At 40.3% G+C, this 21753-nt stretch carries 16 protein-coding genes and 1 other annotated feature (1 of these 17 cut by a window edge); of the genes, 9 read left to right on the top strand and 7 right to left on the bottom strand.

Translation table 11 applies throughout. The annotated features are described in order from the left end of the window. Window positions 1-32, top strand: a binding site (T-box leader) (it extends 193 nt beyond the left edge of the window). 76 nt (window positions 33-108) lie between these two features. Further along, entirely contained in the window at window positions 109-1458 is a 1350-nt protein-coding gene (locus ACQYAC_RS10330; protein WP_058013583.1) for an amino acid permease, read from the top strand. Window positions 1459-1668: 210 nt separating this feature from the next. Here ACQYAC_RS10330 and ACQYAC_RS10325 read toward each other — a convergent pair whose 3' ends face one another. The 6 genes from ACQYAC_RS10325 to ACQYAC_RS10300 form a co-directional block, all read right to left on the bottom strand. After that, window positions 1669-3084, bottom strand: a complete 1416-nt coding sequence (locus ACQYAC_RS10325) for a HAMP domain-containing sensor histidine kinase (RefSeq protein WP_429943241.1) — start codon at window positions 3082-3084, stop codon at window positions 1669-1671. After that, the gene (locus ACQYAC_RS10320) at window positions 3081-3767 is read right to left on the bottom strand and encodes a response regulator transcription factor (RefSeq protein WP_169055777.1); all 687 of its coding nucleotides are present in this window, start codon (window positions 3765-3767) and stop codon (window positions 3081-3083) included. The genes ACQYAC_RS10325 and ACQYAC_RS10320 overlap by 4 nt, the downstream gene beginning before the upstream one ends. Further along, on the bottom strand, window positions 3764-4747 hold the full coding sequence (locus ACQYAC_RS10315) for a YncE family protein (protein ID WP_429943240.1): 984 nt from the start codon (window positions 4745-4747) through the stop codon (window positions 3764-3766). Before ACQYAC_RS10315 ends, ACQYAC_RS10320 begins: the two co-directional genes overlap by 4 nt. Window positions 4748-5022: 275 nt before the next feature. Further along, the gene (locus tag ACQYAC_RS10310) at window positions 5023-6357 is read right to left on the bottom strand and encodes an MFS transporter (RefSeq protein WP_169055775.1); all 1335 of its coding nucleotides are present in this window, start codon (window positions 6355-6357) and stop codon (window positions 5023-5025) included. 40 nt (window positions 6358-6397) lie between these two features. Beyond that, window positions 6398-6970 (bottom strand): TetR/AcrR family transcriptional regulator, encoded by a 573-nt coding sequence (locus ACQYAC_RS10305; protein ID WP_429943239.1) that lies wholly within the window; start codon window positions 6968-6970, stop codon window positions 6398-6400. A gap of 90 nt (window positions 6971-7060) precedes the next feature. Beyond that, window positions 7061-9592 (bottom strand): PEP/pyruvate-binding domain-containing protein, encoded by a 2532-nt coding sequence (locus ACQYAC_RS10300; RefSeq protein ID WP_429943238.1) that lies wholly within the window; start codon window positions 9590-9592, stop codon window positions 7061-7063. Between the two features lie 284 nt (window positions 9593-9876). On the opposite strand from ACQYAC_RS10300, the gene ACQYAC_RS10295 reads away from it, so the two are divergent. The 3 genes from ACQYAC_RS10295 (at window position 9877) to uvrA (ending at window position 15287) form a co-directional block, all read left to right on the top strand. After that, window positions 9877-10122: a CsbA family protein gene (locus ACQYAC_RS10295; RefSeq protein ID WP_012011392.1), complete on the top strand. Its 246-nt coding sequence runs from the start codon at window positions 9877-9879 to the stop codon at window positions 10120-10122. 295 nt (window positions 10123-10417) lie between these two features. After that, a complete protein-coding gene (uvrB, locus tag ACQYAC_RS10290; protein WP_044139364.1) occupies window positions 10418-12403 on the top strand; it encodes an excinuclease ABC subunit UvrB in 1986 nt (661 codons plus the stop codon). 7 nt (window positions 12404-12410) lie between these two features. Further along, window positions 12411-15287, top strand: coding sequence for an excinuclease ABC subunit UvrA (uvrA, locus tag ACQYAC_RS10285; protein ID WP_323639442.1), 2877 nt, complete (start codon window positions 12411-12413; stop codon window positions 15285-15287). 31 nt (window positions 15288-15318) lie between these two features. On the opposite strand, the gene ACQYAC_RS10280 is transcribed toward uvrA, so the two are convergent. Further along, window positions 15319-15549, bottom strand: coding sequence for a hypothetical protein (locus tag ACQYAC_RS10280; protein ID WP_058013592.1), 231 nt, complete (start codon window positions 15547-15549; stop codon window positions 15319-15321). Between the two features lie 197 nt (window positions 15550-15746). Here ACQYAC_RS10280 and ACQYAC_RS10275 point away from each other — a divergent pair, with 197 nt between their 5' ends. The 5 genes from ACQYAC_RS10275 to ACQYAC_RS10255 all read left to right on the top strand — a co-directional run bounded on the left by ACQYAC_RS10275 (window position 15747) and on the right by ACQYAC_RS10255 (window position 21725). Continuing rightward, window positions 15747-16082: a hypothetical protein gene (locus ACQYAC_RS10275; protein WP_012011387.1), complete on the top strand. Its 336-nt coding sequence runs from the start codon at window positions 15747-15749 to the stop codon at window positions 16080-16082. A gap of 11 nt (window positions 16083-16093) precedes the next feature. Beyond that, a complete protein-coding gene (locus ACQYAC_RS10270; protein WP_429943237.1) occupies window positions 16094-17185 on the top strand; it encodes a DUF4097 family beta strand repeat-containing protein in 1092 nt (363 codons plus the stop codon). A 6-nt stretch (window positions 17186-17191) separates the two neighbouring features. Further along, complete coding sequence (locus ACQYAC_RS10265) at window positions 17192-17386, top strand: PspC domain-containing protein (RefSeq protein ID WP_044139369.1); 195 nt, start codon at window positions 17192-17194, stop codon at window positions 17384-17386. After that, the gene (locus ACQYAC_RS10260; protein ID WP_012011384.1) at window positions 17387-17773 is read left to right on the top strand and encodes a phage holin family protein; all 387 of its coding nucleotides are present in this window, start codon (window positions 17387-17389) and stop codon (window positions 17771-17773) included. Window positions 17774-17867: 94 nt separating this feature from the next. Continuing rightward, entirely contained in the window at window positions 17868-21725 is a 3858-nt protein-coding gene (locus ACQYAC_RS10255) for a metallophosphoesterase (RefSeq protein WP_429943236.1), read from the top strand. Window positions 21726-21753 lie beyond the last annotated feature (28 nt).

Here is a 21753-nt window from a genome sequence, read left to right as displayed (position 1 = left end):
GTAACGCGGTTGAAAGGTCAGTCGTCTCTTCAAGGAGATGACTGGCCTTTTTTATATGCTTTTATCTTATATTTGTCTGAAGATTCAAATTTAAAGGAGCTATAGAAAATGGAAAAGGAACATGTACAGTTAAAACGAACAATGACGTCAAGGCATATCATGATGCTCGCACTTGGAGGAGCCATCGGTGCTGGTCTGTTTAAAGGAAGCAGTTCTGCCATTGATATCGCGGGTCCTGCTGTCATTTTGGCATATATGATTGGTGGTCTTATTTTATTATTTATTATGCAAGGACTTGCCGAAATGACAGTTGCACGACCTGGCGCTAGAACATTCCGTGATTTAATTGAACCTGTGTTAGGCAAATACCCCGCCTATTTCTTAGACTGGATCTATTGGAAAATGTGGGTGTTGAACATTGCAGCAGAAGCGATCGTGTCTGCCATCTTTATTCAGTACTGGTTCCCACAAGTACCGATTTGGACACTTGTGTTAATCATTTCACTTGTTGTGACATTGATCAATGTTTGTTCAGTCAAAATGTTTGCTGAGACAGAGTACTGGTTAGCTTCTATTAAAATTGCTGTCATTCTTTTATTTATTATCATCGGGTTAACGATGCTGTTTGTCTCATTCGGACAGCATGCAGCACCGGGATTATCCAACTTAACCGACCACGGAGGATTTTTCCCAAATGGAACGGGCGGCTTAATTGCGGCAATGCTGGTGGTCGTGTATTCATATGGCGGAACTGAAATGATTGGGGTTACATTAGCAGAAACGAAAAACCCTGAAAAAGTCATCCCAAAAGCCATTCAAAGTACATTTGTACGAATCATCGGTTTTTATGTACTTCCGTTCTTCATCATCGTCAGCTTAATTCCTTGGAATCAAGTAAACAATGAACAAGTGAGCCCATTCGTCACAGTGTTTGCAACGATTGGTGTGCCATATGCAAGTGATATCATGAACGGGATTATTTTATTAGCGATCTTGTCTTCTATGAACTCTGGTCTGTATGCTTCTTCAAGGGTACTATTTACACAGGCAATGGATGGCCGTGTATGGAAGGGCTTTTCGAAGCTGTCGAAACAGCAGGTGCCAGTCAGAGCGATTCTAGTATGTACATCTACTTTGTATGCAGCTGTATTAATCTCTCTTTTTGTAGGAAGTCAAACCTTTAATTATTTAATGGGATCTTTAAGTTATACAGTCCTATTCATCTGGTTTATTATTGCTGTCGGGCATCTAAAGTCTCGAAGTGTAGCAGCACCAGAAGGATATCGGGTCAAACTGTATCCTTTCACGACATGGTTTTCTGTCATTGCGATCATTGCCATTTTTATCGGTGTAGTATCAACGACTCCAATTGTCCAAACCATGGTCACAATGGGTATCTATCTCATCATCACGCTTTCTTTCTTCATCAATAGAAAGCGGTTTGAAACAGCTGTTTAATTTAAAAGCGTGCAGGACTTTTGAAGAAGGTCTCGCACGCTTTTTTAATGTAGTTTTATTGTTTGAACTAAAGTACCGAATTACCTTTTGAAAGAAATTGATACATAAAAGCAGATGATCAAAAAGGGGCTGAAAATAGCTGTTCAAATTTAGGCGACTGATGCGTATATATGGATTAAACGGATGACCTTACCTACAAAGTCTATTTGGTTATATCGTAGGCAGGTCTTCATCGATTGGAGTATATGGCAGCTGGATGATGGCTGTCGAACCGCATCCTGTCTCAGATTGAATATCGAACGTGCCATGATGTTTTTTCATGATTTGATAGACAATAGCTAGTCCAAGGCCTGAGCCGCCATCTTTTCTCGTACGCGCCTTATTTACTCGGTAAAACCGCTCAGAAACATGTGGAAGGTCTTCTTTTGGAATACCGTTGCCCTCATCTGTCACTCTCAACTCAGCTTTATGTTGGTGAACTAGTAATTCAATCGAGACCGATTTTCCAGAGGGAGTGTAATGAATGGCGTTATCCAGTAAATTACGAATCACTTGTTGCAGCCGATCGCTATCGCCATACACAATACAATCTTCATCAAGTGTCCGTTTCAGATAAATGTCCTTTTGATTAGCGATAAATGCCATTTGATCAAGAACGTCATGAATCAGCTGAGCAAAGACGATTGGCTCCATCGTTAGTGGATAAGAATCTCCTTCTAGCTGCGCAAGGTCTAAAAGATCATGCACAAGCCGGCTTAAACGTGCGGCCTCATCCTGGATGATGTGCATTCCTTTTTTTTGATCAATGATCCCTTCTTCAATACCTTCAGCATATCCTTTCATATAACTTAGCGGAGTCCGAAGTTCGTGAGAGACATTCGCAAGAAATTCCCTGCGGTGCTGCTCAACTTTTTCAAGGGTAGAAGACAGTTTGTTAAAAGAGCGACTCAGTTGGTTTAACTCATCTCCGTTTTTGGTCACAGCCATCCGTTTTGAAAAATCACCAGATTCCATTTCCATAGCAATTTCTTTCATCTGATTAATTGTCCGAACGACTTTATTGGAGCTTTTATATCCGATAAAGAAAATCAGGAGCAGGATTAATAAAATAGATATGCCAAGTGTCAATCTGATTTGGACAAAGGGTTCATATACATCCGATAAGGGCATGGATAGAAAAATTGTCCCTGATAGCTCATCTTTGTTTGAGAAAACAGGGATGGCGATGCCAAGAATATCTTGATGAAACTGAGAGTGTTCTCTAATCAACACGACAGTATCCCCTTGAAGGAGCTTTTGGCGTTCCTTGAACGTGATGAGATTATCATTTGTGTTCGTATCAAAAGGAAGACCACTTGAAAGCTCCATTGGATCATCTGTAAAAATAATGTTCGCCTGACTCGAGTCGTTAGCCCATTTTATTCTATCGGTAAAATACGTATCTTTCCCGTGTTTATGATAGATTTGTGCCAGCTTTTTACCTTGTAAACTTAAGGAATCAATCTGTTTATCAACATATAAGTGCTGGTATAAGTAATAGGTGAGGGCAAGAGCTGAAGCAGCAACGATTCCGGTCACTACAAGGATTAAGAAGAGCACCTTCTTTTTAATAGATAAAGGCTTCATTCTTCCTCCTCAAACTTATAGCCGACACCCCAAACGGTTTTTATATGCCGTTCCGCTCCCTTTAATTTCAATCTCAGCGTTTTGATATGTGTATCGACTGTTCGTAAAGATCCGCTCGTAGAATGTGATTCCCACAGTTTTTGATAGAGCTGTTCTCGTGAAAACACTTGGCCTTGATTGAGTAAAAGAAACATGAGCAAATCGAATTCTCTTCTAGTTAAATTAATGGGCTCCTGATGGATATAGACTTGTCTACCATCCTGATCAATCTCCATGTCATCAAACTGTATGCGGCTGCGCTTTAGCGAAAGCCCTCTAATTCGTCTCAAAGTTGTTTCAATTCTTGCTGCAAGCTCACGTAGACTGAAAGGCTTCATGATGTAGTCATCCGCACCAATTTCTAACCCTCTAATTCGATCCTCCTCATAACTTCTAGCTGTTAAGAATAAGATGGGGATTTGAGATGTTTGACGAATACGTTGGCAGACTTCAAATCCATCCATGTCAGGCATCATGATATCTAGTACTACAAGGTCAACGGGTTCCTTTTCAAGCTGATGTAAGGCATCCATTCCATTATTAGCTGTGATGATGTGAAAGCCTTGTCTTTTTAAGAAGGATCCGATTAACTCAAGCATATCGAACTCATCGTCTACGATTAAAATATGCATTTGTTCTTTCATTTCTTTTCCTCCAACACGATAGCATAAGGTCCTGATGAGACATTCAGTCGATTTTTCATCATGAATGTCTGTTTATCGATAATTGATACTGAATTGTCATCTAAGTTACTCACATATATTGATGTGGTATCAGCGGTGATATAATTCGGATTTTGACCAGTTTCAACAGAAGCAAGCTGCTTATTCGTCTCTGTATCTACTTTGTATAGCGTATGATCTCCATGACAAAGAACATATAAAGTAGAAGAGTTTTTCTCTGAAAAGAATGCAACAGGCATAACGCCTAGTTTTATTTCTCGCTGCTTTTTACCTGTTTTAGGGTCGTAAGCAAAAATGCTTTTATTTAAGGTGCCTGGTTTACCGTGACCACCGATCCAAATGGATTGTCCATCAAAATGAATACCAGAAGGTCGTTCAAGTACAGAGAACGTACGTATCTGTTTTTCCTTCTCAATATCTATGACAGAGACAGTATGACTTTCTGCATTTAAAACAAATAAAGTACCTGACGGAGAAAGTGTCATAGAAGAAGGTAACTTTCCGGTCTTTACAGTTGCTTTTATTTTTTTACGCTGCGTATCAATAAAATAAACGACACTTTTCTGTGAATCCGCTGCAATTAAGGTGTGAGAAGCTGCATCATATGTAAGGGAAGTCAGCCCTTTATTCACATCCATATAATCTGTTGCTGTACCTTTTTTTAAATTAATTTCGATAAGCGATTCTCCTTCTTTACTAGTTGCGATGATGACGTCTTTGTTGATTTGGATAAGATCAGTGAGCGGATGTTTTAAATCAACGGAAGAGATCATTTTATTCTTTTGTAAATCAACTATTGAAAAGGAGGCTTTTTTTAATTGAGAGATGACCGCGATCGATTGAGAGCTGCCAGGTGGAGTAAATTGCTGGTCTTTTCCACAGCCTGACAGGAATAACAATAGAGCTGATAAATAGATCAAAACATATTTTACACGTTCCATTCTTCCGCTCCTTTGTGTCCTCTATTTTCAAAAAGCATACCACAAAAATTGTGAAAAAAAATCGAAGTTATCAATACTGAAAGAGATGAAAAACAGATTTTAGGTGGATGAATGAGGACAATTCGATTTAAAGTTCCTTTTTTGTCTAGTCATATGGTTTTTTTCCTCTTTAAAAAAGGATTTTCAATATTTGATTCCTGTGCCTGTTATAGCTTACAGTGATAAAAATAATAAAAACTCCCCCGCTCTAAATCGACATAGAGCGCAGGGAGTCATTAGGCAGAATGCCCAGATGATGGGGAGGTAGATTTCGTTTTGACGCGTTGGGATAAAAGGAAGCCAAGGATTCCTGCGCCCATTAATACAATAAATAAAGATTGGAAACCACTCATGATACCAATCAATGTCGACGAAATGATACTGCCAAAGTATCGAAAGGTTGAGAAAATACCAGAGGCCGAACCAGATAAACTTTGATCAACAGCTGTTAAAGAAGCCATCTGCATACTTGTCATACCAATCCCTGATGAAATTCCACCTGCGACTAGTGTCACGATAAGCAGAGGTAAGGTTGGGTACTGACTCAGTGCAATTAACATGATGCCTGATAAAGTAAGGCAGAGAAATGAAAAGCGAATCATTTTTTTCGCGCCTTTTTTTGGATGGAGTCTTGCGCCTAATAAACCGCTAAGAGACATACAAAGAGAAAATACCGATAGAATCATACCGCTTTGTGTATGAGAAAGGGCAAGTTGTTGTTCCATAAACAGTGGCATGATGAGAAGGATGGCATACATCACAAAATTACTTAGCATGATCGACAGATTCGCATTTGTAAATGAACTGTTTTTAAATAGAGACAAATCGATGATCGGATTCTTTACTTTCCGTACATGTCTAAAAAATAAAGGAATGACAATCAATGCTAGAATGCCATAAATTAAATATTCATTTAGTAGCTGGCTTTTTGAGCATAGAATGACTGTGGCAATTCCGATGGTTAAATACAATGAACCGATCATATCTACTCTTGCATGTATACGTGTATGCTTTATCTTTGGAATAAGTAAAACACCGGTGACTAGTGTAAGAAATAGGAATGGGATATTCACTAAGAATATGGAATGCCAATCAAAACTCTGAATGAGAATTGATCCAATAAAAGGCCCAAGTGCGGCACCAATACCAGCACCAAATCCAAAGTAACCCATTGTTTTAGATAGCTTTTCTGGTGAGACTGTTGCACGAATCAAAGCAATGCTATTCGGTGTTAATATGGCCCCACCAGCTGCTTGAATGGAGCGAAAGATGATGAGAAATGCTAGATTAGGTGCTAAAGCACAGCCAATCGAGCCGATTAAAAAGAGTGTCACTCCGGTTAAATACATACGGCGGTGCCCATATATATCTCCCAACTTACCAGCGATAGGCTGGGTGACCGCCATGACAATAAGATAAATCGTGACAACCCAAGTAATGTTTGAAATGGATTGATCATAATAAGTTGATATGGATGATAAAGCGACTGCGATCATCGTTGAGTTGACCGGAACTAGTATAGCTCCAAGTAACAAAGAATAGATGATCAAACTCTCTTTTTGCAATTTCAATGTGTATACCACCTTTTGTAAAAAAGAAGAATTCCACCCTTTAAGCGGGAGAAATTCCTCTCATGAAAATGTGTGTGTATGTCTCAATAAAATCATCTTTTTGTGTTAATACGAGCTGGAAGTCTTGCTCTAGCTGCTGAATAAAAAAACCAAAATACGTACTAATGAAAATGTCTGCATAAATGTCTTCTTTTCCTTTTAAGACATGATGCTGAGCGCCCATCTTTTTGAAGTATTGTATCAGCATTTCTCTTAGTTCTTGAGGATAAACTTTTTCATGACTAGTCAGATCTTTAAACATAGCCGGTTCTCGCATGCTGATATAAATAAATTCTTTTTTTGAAGTTAAATCCTCAAGGAAATAGTAACCGAGAAACTTTAAATCGGTGTATAAATCGCCTTTGAATTCTGCTTCTAGGGTTTTCGTCGGTGTTGATTTCATTTTCATAATGGCAGCAATAACGCCGCGTTTGTTTTTAAAGTTGCGGAAAATTGTTGCTTCACTGACATTCGCTTTTGTGGCTATTTCTTTGGTTGTTGTTTTTTGATAGCCCTTTTCAGTCAATAAATCCATTGTTGCGCGAATGATTCGTTGATTTGTAGATTTTAACAAGCATACTCACCTCAGGTTATGAATGTGTTTGCAACAAAGTAAGTATACCGATAAAACCTATGACCGCCAATATGATCCAAAACGATAAAGTTAGACACGTGCATGCTGTTTTAATATCTGAATGCGTCCATTGCTTCCATCTACTGTCACAAGGTCACCGGATTGAAGTGTTTCAGTCGCTATTCGGGTTCCTAGGACAGCTGGCATCATATATTCTCTAGCGATAATAGCTGAATGAGACAAAATGCCTCCAGCATCGGTGATGACTGCTTTTGCATCTCTAAATAAGCTCGTCCATAAAGGTGTGGTTGTTTTGCAAACTAAAATATCATCCTTTTGAAATTGTGAGAATTCCTCAGCACATGTAATGACTTTTACTCTTCCAGAAACAATACCGCTAGATGCACCAATTCCATAGATCATATCGCTTGTGTTGTTTTCATTTTCTCTTAATGAACCGAGCATTCTTTCTACTTGCTGCAATTCAGCTTCAGTTGGGGTGCCCATATAAGCTGGTGGTTGGATGGCTTCATTATCTTTCATGTCAATTTTTCTTTGTGCGATGACTGTATTAAATGTTGTAGACGTTGTGAGAGCTGTGTGTACCTCCTCATCGTAGAGGTACCATAGATCTTCTTGATGAGGAATCGCCCCTTTTTGTACAAGAAGTTCACCAATCTTCAATAGGTATACCCTGGCTTTAGCATCTAACATGGCATCAATGTAGAAGTGATGATCGTCACGGATATTAGCAGCCTGTAGAGCAAATTGGTAAAGTGTCTCAAATTTCGTTTTAAACGCTTCATCCTTCACTTGGCTCATAAAATGTTCATATGTCTCTTGTCTTTTGATGACGGCTTGTGCAAATTCTTCATCAAAATCACTTTGGTGTTGAATGTTGTTTCTAATGATATCTAGTATAAACTCAGGGTTTTCCACCCATGTCTCTTCAGTAAGATCATGACTTTTAACAGATCTCCAGCCATAGATTTGAAGAAATTCCTCTAATGTCGAAATGAAGTGTCTGCCTTTTTTCGATTGAGTGAGTGCATCAAGCAGCTCTGGATTTTTTTCATGGTTCATAAATGCTTGATGAAGTTCATTATCTTGAAGGACACTCTTTGCAAAATCAGATAGCTTTTTGTCTGTTTCAAGAGATTTGTTCATCACGCCTATCATCATCTCATGCAGCAGGATCACTTGTGATTGATCACCAGTATACGTCACAAGCATGTCTTCAATCATAGCCGATAAAATGACTTGTGGTATGACAATATCAAAATGATCATCATATGCTTGTATATAAAAAGTCTTTAATTCTTCAAAGCCGATGATGGCTTCTTCAATGGTCATCGGTTCCTTCATTTTATGATCGAGTTTTTCGTAAAAGGGAAAGAAATTTTTCTCTAAAATCTCATACATACGTTCACTTAAATGCGGAAATAACTCAAATATACTCTCATCGAATACTGGTGCAGCTTCTGCACTCGCTTCAGGCAGTGACGGTGATGAATACAGGTGACCTCTATAAAGCTTGATATCTTTAATATTCAGATCAGGCACTTGATATTTTTCACCGTTTTTCTTCATACCGCTTTTTAATGCTGGGATGATCAGACTTGAAAAGAGAGGACTTGTTGGGCCCGGCATATGATCGTCCATTGAGATCCAGAAATCCTGCAGCTCGTCTGGCTGCATTTGAAAAGAAGCACCCGCTGTTTCATCTGCTGCTTTTGAGAGGGCTGCGGTAATCGGTCTGGCTTGGAGTAAATAAAATGTGCCATTTGCTATTCCAAATTCGATATCCACGCTATGGCCATAAAGTGATTCTACTTGTTTGGTGATTTGCGTGATTTCTACTAATTGGTCATCATTCAGGCAAAACTGACCAGCCATTTCCTCCGTCACTGCTTGTTCAATGACACCTTCTTGATAAGGAATAATTTGCAGCTCTTTCGTTCCAAGTGATTTTTCAATAGAAAGTGTCTCTTTGTCTATAACAAATGTGTCTGGTGTCACAAGCCCGGAAACGATTGCTTCTCCTAGTCCATAGCTTGCTGTCAGCATCATTTCATTGGTTTTTCCTGTTACGGGATTCTCGCTAAAGATGACACCGGAGACGTCAGAATGAATCAATCCTTGAACGACGACAGCCATGAGCGGCATCTTTTCCTCGTTTTCATCCATCTCTTCCTTATATTCTGTCACTCTCGCTCCAAAATAAGAAGACCAGCATTCTTTGACAGCCTGTAAGAATTCCTCATTTGTTTTGATATTTAAATAAGTTTCGTACTGTCCTGCAAATGAGGCACCTTCGAGATCTTCTGCAACAGAAGAGGATCGAACTGCAACTGAGGGATAAGTCTTCCGCAATGATTGAAAGGACGAAAGGAGTTCTGCTTCCATTTGAGAAGGAAACGATGCTTCTTTGATTTTGTCAGCAAGGTTTTGTTCAGTTGGATGCAGGTTGTGATATGAAAGAAAGCTTGAAAAGCTGTTGGTTTTGATAATAAAACCATCTGGGACTGGTAGGCCGTGATTGTTTAATTTGATTAAATTTAGGCCCTTTGCCCCTGCGAGTGCTGCGGATTCTTCGGCCGCATGAAATAAAACTGAATACATGGGAATGCCCCCTTATCCAAATAGCCAATGGTTTGTCTGTCTCTCTATCGTTTCTAAAATGATAGTGCGCACTATCATTTTAATCATAGGATTTATTGGATGTTACTGTCAAAGACGGAAAGACCTATCTTTTCAAAGGGGTCATTCTCACTAATTTCCTTCTATATCTATAACAAAAGTCTCCGAGCAGAAAGAAAAATAGGTGAAATTGAAAACTGTGAATTGTTCAATATGCCAAACTTTACTATAATCAAGGGAGTAGACCATGAAGAGGGAGGGTTTTTGTGATTACAAAAGCCATTTTTGCACTTGTTTTTCCTTTCCTGCTCGTTATTTTATTTTCAAAGGTTACTTATAATCATTATGTGGGCATTGCATTAACAGCAGCGCTTTTATTTGCTTCGTACATGAAGGGCTATACAGAAACCTACTTTATTGTGGGATTAGATATCATTTCTTTAGTAGCTGGTGCATTATATATGGCTAAAAAAGAAATTGAAAAGAGAGAAAAGGCTGAAAAACATCATTGATGTCATCATCAAGAGCGTGTTAGGCCGAAAGATGACGTTTTTTAAGCTGTGCTTACGAATTCTAGTGAGTGCAGCTTTCTTTTTGTTCTCTTTTTCTGCTCATCGAATATCTCTCACCAAAATGTTCCATACTGAAAGGAAGGTTTTCGTAAGAGGGTTATTTGCCATTGAAGAGAGGGTATGACTGTATTGGAAATAAAAATCAAGTAAGAGCCGAACTTTAGTTCGTATTTTTGTGTTCTTTTATGATAATATATTCATTAGATAGATTTCGTAACGAAACGGAGGCTTTGATGTGAGTGACCGCTTTGAATTAGTTTCTAACTATCAGCCCCAAGGAGATCAGCCGAAGGCAATCGAAAAGCTTGTCGAGGGCATCCATCAGGGGAAACAGCATCAAACGCTGTTAGGTGCTACAGGTACGGGAAAGACCTTTACTGTATCCAACCTGATCAAAGAAGTGAACAAACCGACACTTGTCATTGCACATAACAAGACACTTGCCGGCCAGCTATACAGCGAGTTCAAGGAATTTTTTCCGAATAATGCTGTCGAATATTTTGTGAGTTACTATGATTATTACCAACCAGAGGCATATGTGCCTCAGACTGATACATTTATTGAAAAGGATGCCAGCATCAATGATGAGATTGATAAGCTGAGACACTCCGCTACGTCCTCGTTATTTGAGCGGAGAGATGTCATCATCATTGCCAGTGTCTCCTGTATTTATGGCTTAGGTTCGCCAGAGGAATACCGAGAGCTTGTGCTGTCTTTACGTACTGAAATGGAGATTGAACGTAATCAGCTTCTTCGTAAGCTTGTGGACATTCAGTATTCTCGTAATGATATAGATTTTCAGCGTGGAACCTTCCGAGTACGAGGAGACGTCGTTGAAATTTTCCCTGCTTCACGTGATGAGCATTGTATCAGAGTGGAGTTTTTCGGTGATGAAATTGAACGTATTCGTGAAGTGGATGCACTCACTGGAGAAATACTCGGTGATCGTGAACATGTGGCTATTTTCCCAGCATCTCACTTCGTCACAAGAGAAGAAAAAATGGAAAAAGCGATTATTAATATTGAGCAAGAGCTTGAGGAGCAGCTCGAAAAGCTTCGAGATAATGAGAAATTGCTAGAAGCGCAGCGCCTTGAGCAGCGGACAAGATATGACCTTGAGATGATGAGAGAAATGGGCTTTTGTTCAGGAATCGAGAACTACTCAAGGCACCTGACCTTGCGTCCTCCTGGTTCAACACCTTACACATTGCTTGATTATTTCCCGGATGATTTTATGATTGTTGTCGATGAGTCACATGTGACGATCCCGCAAATCCGCGCAATGTACAATGGGGACCAAGCAAGAAAGCAAGTGTTGGTTGATCACGGATTCCGTCTGCCTTCAGCACTTGATAACAGGCCGCTCACCTTTGATGAGTTTGAAAAGCATATTAACCATATTGTGCATGTATCTGCCACTCCGGGTCCTTATGAGCTTGAGAAAACCCCAGAGGTTGTGGAACAAATTATTCGTCCAACAGGTTTACTTGATCCGATTATTGAAGTGCGTCCAATTGAAGGTCAAATTGATGACTTAATTGGAGAAATTCATGCGCGGGTTGAGAAAAATGAGCGTGTGCTCGTGACGACGCTGACGAAGAAAATGTCTGAGGATCTTACAGATTATTTAAAAGAGATCGGAATCAAGGTCAATTATCTTCATTCAGAAATTAAGACCCTTGAGCGGATTGAGATTATTCGCGATTTACGTCTCGGAAAATATGATGTGCTTGTGGGAATCAACCTTCTTCGTGAAGGACTGGATATTCCAGAGGTGTCGCTCGTGACGATTTTAGATGCAGATAAAGAAGGCTTTTTACGCTCTGAAAGATCCCTTATCCAGACGATTGGCCGGGCAGCGAGAAATTCAGAAGGCCGGGTCATTATGTATGCAGATAAAATGACCAAATCAATGGATATTGCGATTCAAGAAACGAAGCGAAGACGAGAGCAGCAAGAGGCGTATAATGAGAAATATGGAATTACTCCGCAAACCATCCATAAGAAAATTAGAGATGCCATTAAAGCAACAAAGATACATGAGGAATCGGAAGAATATGAAACAAATGCAGCACCAAAGCTGTCAAAAATGAGCAAAAAAGAGCGAGAAAAAGTGATCGAAAAGGTCGAGATGGAAATGAAAGATGCAGCAAAAGCGCTTGATTTTGAAAAAGCAGCAGAATTAAGAGATCTATTGCTAGAGCTAAAAGCGGAAGGATGATTGCCTGATGGCTATGGAACGAATAGAGGTGAAAGGTGCTAGAGCCCACAACCTTAAAAATATTGATGTGAATATCCCGCGTGACCAGCTAGTGGTCATCACGGGTTTATCTGGTTCAGGAAAATCGTCGCTTGCCTTTGATACCATTTATGCAGAGGGTCAGCGCAGGTACGTTGAATCTCTTTCAGCATATGCGCGCCAATTTCTCGGTCAAATGGATAAACCGGATGTAGATGCGATTGAAGGTCTTTCTCCGGCGATTAGTATTGATCAGAAGACGACGAGCAGGAACCCTAGATCAACAGTTGGAACCGTTACTGAAATCTATGATTATTTACGACTCTTGTATGCTCGAGTTGGGAAACCGATTTGTCCGATACATGGGATTGAAATTACGTCCCAAACGATTGAGCAGATGACAGATCGTATTTTAGAATATCCAGAAAGAACGAAATTGCAAGTGCTTGCGCCGGTCGTATCTGGCCGCAAAGGGACACATGTCAAAGTACTTGATCAAATTCGAAAGCAAGGCTATGTGCGAGTAAGAGTCGACGGAGAGATGGAAGATCTGTCAGAAGAGATCGAGCTTGAAAAGAACAAGAAGCATTCCATTGAAGTCGTGATCGACCGAATCGTGGTGAAAGAAGGCGTTGCGGCTCGGCTGTCTGACTCCCTTGAAACGGCGCTGCGACTTGGTGAAGGCCGTGTGATGATTGACGTGATTGGACAAGAAGAGCTGTTATTCAGTGAACATCATGCCTGTCCACACTGCGGATTTTCTATTGGTGAGCTTGAGCCGAGAATGTTTTCATTTAATAGTCCTTTTGGTGCCTGTCCGAGCTGTGATGGGCTTGGCTCTAAACTAGAAGTTGACCCTGAGCTTGTCATTCCTAATAAGGATTTGACGTTACGACAGCATGCCATTGCCCCTTGGGAGCCGCAGAGCTCACAATACTATCCTCAGCTCCTTGAGGCAGTATGTACCCATTACGGCATTGACATGGACATTCCAGTGAAAGATATACCGTCGCATTTATTCGATAAAATTTTATATGGCAGCGGCTCTGAACGAATTTATTTCAAATATGAAAATGATTTTGGTCAGGTACGTGAAAATGAAATTGAATTTGAAGGTGTTCTTCGTAACATTGAACGACGCTATAAGGAAACCAGCTCTGATTATATTCGTGAGCAAATGGAAAAATATATGGCGAACCAGCCATGTCCGACATGTAAAGGTTATCGCCTGAAAAAAGAAACGCTTGCGGTTCTGATCAATGGCAAACATATTGGAGAAATCACTGATTTGTCTGTTTCTGATGCCCTTGATTTATATGGTGAAATCGAATTGTCTGAGAAAGATTTGCAGATAGCTCAGCTCATTTTGCGTGAAATCAAAGAGCGCTTATCCTTCTTAAATAATGTGGGATTAGATTACCTCACATTGAGCCGATCGGCTGGCACACTATCCGGAGGAGAGGCTCAGCGGATTCGTCTGGCGACTCAAATCGGGTCAAGGCTGACAGGTGTTCTTTATATATTAGATGAACCATCTATTGGTCTGCATCAGCGTGATAATGACCGATTGATCGGGACATTGAAAAACATGCGTGACATCGGGAATACCCTCATTGTCGTAGAGCATGATGAAGATACGATGTTAGCCGCTGATTATTTGATTGATATTGGACCTGGAGCAGGAGTTCATGGAGGAGAAGTGATTTCAGCTGGAACGCCGGAAGAAGTCATGAAGGACAAGAAATCTTTAACAGGACAATACTTATCTGGAGAGAAATTTATCCCGCTGCCGATCGAAAGAAGAAAGCCTGACGGCCGCTACATTGAGATCAAAGGTGCAAAAGAAAACAACCTGAAAAACGTCAATGCGAAGTTTCCTCTAGGTGTCTTTACAGCTGTGACTGGGGTGTCTGGTTCAGGGAAAAGTACGCTTGTGAATGAAATTCTTTTAAAATCACTTGCGCAAAAACTGCACAGAGCAAAAGCGAAGCCAGGACAGCACAAAGAAATCAAAGGAATGGATCAATTAGATAAGGTGATTGATATTGACCAATCTCCAATCGGTCGTACGCCGAGATCTAACCCTGCCACGTATACAGGTGTATTTGACGATGTGCGGGATGTGTTTGCACAAACGAATGAAGCAAAGGTACGAGGGTATAAAAAAGGAAGATTCAGCTTTAACGTCAAAGGTGGCCGCTGTGAGGCGTGTCGCGGAGATGGCATCATTAAAATCGAAATGCACTTTTTACCGGATGTGTATGTGCCTTGTGAGGTGTGCCACGGGAAACGGTATAACCGCGAAACACTTGAGGTCACATATAAAGGGAAAAACATTGCTGATGTGCTTGAAATGACCGTGGAGGACGCACTCCAATTTTTCGAGAACATCCCGAAAATTAAGCGGAAGCTTCAAACGATTTTTGATGTTGGACTAGGGTACATTACACTTGGACAGCCTGCGACGACATTGTCTGGAGGAGAGGCACAGCGTGTGAAATTGGCATCTGAGCTTCACCGCCGTTCAAACGGAAGGTCTCTTTATATTTTAGACGAGCCGACAACAGGTTTGCATGTGGATGATATTGCCCGTTTATTAAAAGTACTTCAGCGTTTGGTTGAAAACGGAGATACGGTACTAGTGATTGAGCATAACCTTGATATTATCAAGGCTGCTGATTACCTCGTTGATCTCGGACCAGAGGGTGGTGCAGGCGGCGGAACGATCATTGCCTCTGGAACTCCTGAGCAGATTGCAAAAGAAAAAGCTTCTTACACTGGTCAATACTTAAAGCCTGTTTTAGAGCGTGACCGTAAACGAATGAAACAGTTGGTCAAAGAAACAGAAAGTGTGACTTCATCATAAAAAACCCCCTCTTTTAAGAGGGGGCTTTGTTTTATTGCGCATCTTCCTTTGGCACTAAATGACTGATTTGCGTTAAATCCTTTAAAATATGCGTGCTGCTGCTGTCGAGCAGTACTTTTAAATAACGGATATCACCATACTTTGGATGAGACGGATGAATGGTCTCAAGCTCCCTGATCATATCGCTGTTCATGCTTTTTTGTTTCTGTATAAGGTCTAAAAGCGTTTGAGCCGTGTGGTTAGTATTATGATGATCTGTCAAAATAATTACCCCCTATAATGATAATCACCATCTTTTCAACATATTTTAAAGGGTAATCCGTGAAGAATCTACACTTAGGTGCAAAAAGATGTAATTTGTGTCTAAGGTCATATGTAAATCGAATGATTTTGAAACTTTTGATACGCAATAAACGTATGAGTTAGAAAGGAATTTTCATCATGAAGGAGCGAATATATATGAATAGAGATCAGTCGATCATTGCATCAATTTGTTATTTTAGTGTCTTTTTTATGCCGTTTATTGTACCGATTGTGGCATATTTTGTAGTCGACCAAAAGGAACCGAAACGGCACGCGTTGCGGGCATTATGGTCACATGTTTTGCCAGTCGCAGCGTGCGTGTTGCTGGTTTTTGGGTCAATCCCTTTTTTATTGTCGACACAGGCAAGTGACTCACTCATGCCAGTGATCACGATGCTCATCTTATCCTTTTTAGTCGCTATTGGATTTTTGATCTCTGTCATTTGGAATATCATTCAAGGTATTAAAGTACTTCAATCCATCAAATCGTAGGAGGGCTTTGTATGAATGAAAAAGAACGCATTTTAAAATTAGTAGAAGACGGGACATTATCGGCAAAAGAAGCGATTACGCTGCTTGAAAAACTGGAGGAAAGCCCGTCTGTTTCATTAGAAAAATCAACGACTGATCACACCTTTCATGAAGAAAAAGCTGGCACAGAGAGCAAAGGAACTGGTACCGAAAATCTTGGTGCAAAGCTGTTTGGCTGGTTAGATTCTGCGGTGAAAAAGGTGAAAGACGTAGATCTTGATTTGAACTTTGGACAGTCGGTCGACGTTGAGCACATTTTTCAGTTCAAAGACGCCTCACTCACTCACTTAGATATTCAATTGGCGAATGGCAGTCTCAATCTGATGCCTTGGGACGATGGCGATATTCGAGCAGAGTGCCATGCGAAAATCTACCGTGCAGAAGACGGAGAGCAGGCAAGACAGCAATTTCTCAATCAATTGGACTGCGGCCTCGAAGGGGATAAATTTTTTATCCGGACCGAAAAGAAGACAATGAAAGTCAATGTTACTTTATATGTACCGCGTATCCAATACGATAAAATCAAGGTTAAGCTGTTTAATGGTCCGATTCGCGGGGAAAAGCTAAAGACAAAAGAACTTGCTACGAAAACCACCAATGGTGTTGTCTCTTTTGCCTCTTTACAGGCGGAAAAGGTTGGAATTGAAACAGCAAACGGACAAATTAAACTGGCGGATCACGAGTGTGGTATGATTGAAGTAGAAACCATTAATGGGCTTATTGACCTGCGCGGGAAAAGTGAATCAATTGATGCCCAAAGCTTTAACGGAAATATTGCTGTTCAGCTGTCGGATGAGAAGTGCCGTTCCATCTATGCGAAAACGACAACGGGCAGTGTGGACGTCCAGATCCCGCGTGCGTGTGCAGTGACCGCTGAGCTGAAAAGCAATCTTGGGTCTATTTCTCACGATTTGCTTGATGCAGAGATGATTAAAGAGAAAAATGAGACATTACAAAAAGAGAAAATGATCAAAGCCAATCAACAGGCAGTGAACAGTATATCCATTTTTGCAGAAACAAAAACAGGTTCAATACAAGTGAAGCACCAATCAGACAAGGAGTGATTCTACATGAAGAAGCTTTATCGTTCAGCAACAGATAAAAAAATAGCGGGTGTTGTTGGTGGACTTGCCGAATACTTAAGTGTCGATGCATCCCTGCTTCGCATTTTAACGGTCATCATCGGATTTATGACAGCATTTATGCCAATTTTCCTAGTCTACTTCATCTGGTATTTTGTTGTTCCGGAAGAAGGCACTAACTAAATGTTTAGATGGATCGTCAGTATTTTAGTAAATGCATTACTTTTAATCGTCATTGCTGGATATTTTGATTCAGGCATTCTGCCAGGGCTTGGGAGCGTATATATTGAAGGGTTTGGCGCAGCCATTGTGGCTAGTATCATTTTATCCTTGCTCAATATTTTAGTGAAGCCGTTTTTGATCATTTTAACGCTTCCAGTAACCGTCCTCACACTAGGATTGTTCTTATTTGTGATTAATGCCATCACACTTATGATGACATCAAGTTTTATGGGTGATAGTTTTAACATTGATGGGTTTGGAACGGCTATTTGGATGGCTGTCATATTATCCATTTTCCATCTGTTGATACAAAAAGGGATTGTGGAGCCGTTAGCGAAAAAAAGCTAACGGTTTTTTTGACCCATTTTGTCTCGTTTCTCCGTTTCATCTGACATAAAAACTTCCTTCAGGAGACACAATATCCGAAGGGAGGCGGTGCACGATGGTGAACGTGAGCAGACAAATCATGCTTTTATGTTTTTTTATCATTCTTTTTTGTTTCAATCAGCCTGCTTCAGCAGGGCCTTTTATTCAAACACAAGTCAATATACCGGACAAGCCTTTTTCTCCTTTTATCTTTGATCCCTTTCATGTGGATGTCCGTCCAGTTCTAGGGGAAAAAAGTCGTGATCTCCAGTTTCGTGCGTCTATTACGGATGCGGAACAAATTTTGTCTGCGAACTTGTATTATAAACAAAGTGATGAGCTAGGGTACCGTTTGATCCCAATGGAACGGCTGCCAGGTATGAAGCCAGAATTTACAGCGAAAATTCCGCCAGATCAATTATGGAATTCAACCGTTCGTTACTATACAGAGTTTCTTACGCAAAAGTCCGTGATCAAAACGGCAGAACAATCTGTCCACTTAAATGGATTTGAAGAGGATCTTTCACGCATTACGGACTTAGTCATCACAGAAATTGTGGTCAATTCAAAAAATAGCAAAGGCAAAGATGCATTTGAATTTATTGAGGTATATAACACAACACATGAGCCGATCTCCCTTAAACATTATCAGCTTCGCTATCGCAATCCTGCACAAGGAACCGACATGGATGATGTGTATTCCTTTCACACAAATCCAGTTACTCTTTCGCCTGGAAAACCGTATGTTTTCTGGCTGAGGAAAAAAGGGCAGGAGCATTTAACTATAGCGGACTTCAATGCCATGTACAAAAGTGAATTAAAAGAGGGAGAGGATGTATCTGTCATCGAAAGCAAAGGGCTGTCCAACTCTAAATCTCGTCTTGTTTCCATCACAACAAATATAGGGGAGGAGATTTCTTCAGCAGCATTTCGCTTGAAACCTTCATGGTTTAGTGAGCATAAATCTTTGCTGTTCAAATATCCAATGGACGGTACTTCGCAAATGAAGCTGATCTCGAAAATTGAAGAAGAGCCTACGCCTGGAAAAGTGCTAAAAGCACAAATTCCATCTGAGAAAAAAGAAATGTCTCAGGATATCCATAAACCTGTGATTGAAGATATGACAGTGAAAAAACCAGTAAAACCAACTGAAAGTATAGAGATTAAAGCAGATGTACAGGATGATCAGGTCGTCAAAACCGTCAAGCTTCGCTATCGAACAAATCGGAAAGATGATTTCAAGGAAATACTGCTTCAAAAAGATCATAACGACCGGTTATTTCATCACATTATTTACTCACCTGAGTTGATTGGTAAAGAACAATTGGAATATCAGCTTGAAGCGTCAGACGGTGAAAATACAGCAATGACGATGAAAAAAATGGTTGATGTGGAGCAAGTTAGCAAAGCTCATGGCCTTCGATTCAATGTAGAAGAAGGAGATACGGTTTCAGGATTATTTCCATTAAAGGCGACGTCTGATCAGAAAAAAAGCATTGAATTATTGATAGATGGAAAGCGGAATCAGCAAGTATTTTCTGCCCTTGAAGCAGATCCATATATTGCATTTGATGTCAAAGGGACGAATTTATATTTTAAAAATGGTGTGTTTATAGGTAAGCGTTTACTATCTATTTTTGATGATTCGACTAAAGTGTATCGTACCTATACAATGCCAATACCAGAAGCAGAGATGAAAAAAGCAGGTCTCCAAACGATTTCCTTCCATGCAGGAACAAAATCTTCTCCAGTTGATCGGCTGCCTGGAGAGAATCACGATGATTTTGAACTAAAAAACGTTCGGATGATTCTGTCGAATGGAACTCAAATTCCTCCAATCAATGCAAAGCCGCAAAAAGAATGGAGAATGGGAGACAGCGGTAACGCTAAAAAGGTCAGAACATTTCAATTTGACATACCAAAAGAAGCTTATGTTTCAACGTATATGAAGTGGAATACAAGAAGGTTGAAAGAAGGGCCGCACCTGATTGAGGCCAAAACCTCAGACGAGCATGCATCTGTACGTGTGATGGTCGATAATACGGGGCCAAAAATTAAAACCAACGTCCAAACAAAGGATCCATATAAAGGAGCCTTTACGTTAAAAGCAAAGGTAACGGATCGTTGGAGTGACATAGAAGAGATGAAAGCATATGTAGATGGTAAGCCAATTTCCTTGCCATACCAGACGTCCTCTAGCGAATTAAACCCGGGGGAACACACGTTGATAATTAAAGCAAAAGATGCCGCAGGAAACATGTCAACGTTGAAAAAGGAATTCAAGACGGTACATGAGCACCCTGAGCCACCAGAACGAGTAGCAGATAAGACAAAAATGAAATCGTCTAAGCAAACTGTGCTCACCAAGGATCCGACGAATGATAAGCTGGATTATTCCTTTTACCGTGCCTATCAATATACATCACTCCATCCATCAATGAAGATTTTGAAATATGCAGCGGAGACAGAACCGCCAAAGAGCTTTACTGAAAAAGGAGAAGTGATTTTTTCTAATCAAGAACGAAATCGCATTGCATTTGCTGATGGTAAGTCAGTTGAAACGAAGGATTTACATCGTTTTCCCTATCATCGTTTTCAAATCAAGGTTGATCAAGATGTACGTGAAAAGGATGTCGTCGAGGCGATGTGGAAAGGGAGTTCATTGTCAGGTAGAAAGGTGACCATGTATGCATGGAACCATCAGCAAGAAAAGTGGGATAAAATCACTCATCATTTTGCTAAGGATCAGAAGGAATTTTACCTGAAAGGACTGCTATCAGTCAGACAGTACATGAAGAATCATACGTTTGATTTGCTTGTACAGGATGAAATCAGTAAAGCGCAAAAGCCATATAAGATGGTTTGGATGTCTGACACACAGTATTATGCAAAAAGCTATCCCCATATCTTTAAACAAATGGTCGAGTGGATCAGAGACCAGAGAGAAAAGTTAAACATTCAATATGTGTTCCATACAGGTGACATTGTGGATGATTCAAAAGATAAACAATGGCATCGTGCTGATACCTTTATGCGCGTGTTAGATGAGCATCAGATTCCTTATGGTGTTTTAGCAGGAAATCATGATGTTCGACATAAGGACGGTTTTTATGCGGAATATGGGAAATATTTCGGTGAGAAACGCTTTGCAAATAAACCGTATTATGGTGAATCCTATCAAAACAATCGAGGTCATTATGATCTCATTTCTGCCGGTGGCAATGATTATATGATGGTATACATGGGCTGGGGGATTAAGCAAGATGAAATTGATTGGTTGAACCGTGTGATTTCTGAGCATCCAGACCGTATTGTCATTTTAAATTTCCATGAGTATTTGTTGGTCAGTGGCAACCGCAGTCCGATTGGTGACCTCATCTTTCATCAGGTGGTGAAACGCCATCCCAATATAGTGGCGGTATTTAGCGGACACTATCACGGAGCGAGCAGGAAAGTAGATGAGCTTGACGATGACAAGGATGGTAAAGTAGACCGGAAAGTATATCAAATACTCGCTGATTATCAGTCAGGACCTGAAGGGGGACAAGGGTTTATGCGATTGATAACAGCCGATCAAGAAAAAAACCAGCTTCATTTTACGACATACTCACCTTACATGAATCAAGAGCATTTCTACGATCCTAAAACGTATGGAGATCAAGATGAATTTTCAATCGATGTGGATTTGACACCGAAAATGAAATCTGTCAAAACCAACTATTTTGAACTCAATGTGTACACAAATGTTTTGATAGGAGAGGCGCGTGGCGTAAGAAGCGGCAAAAAAGCAAGCTTTGAGTGGAAAGGCTTAAAGCCAAACGAAGATTATTATTGGTACACCGTAGCAAAAGATCGTTTTCAAGGAAAAGCAATTTCACCAATATGGAAAATTCATACAAAAGATGATCGTGAAGCAACATTTCTTAGGAAATAAAAACAGTGCTCCTTTTATAAGGGCACTG

Source organism: Bacillus sp. MM09(2025) (assembly GCF_050496725.1).
In the GTDB taxonomy this organism is placed as follows: domain Bacteria; phylum Bacillota; class Bacilli; order Bacillales; family Bacillaceae; genus Bacillus; species Bacillus pumilus.
The sequence above is the reverse complement of the archived record's forward strand: the minus strand, read 5'-3'. Positions and strand labels throughout refer to the sequence as shown.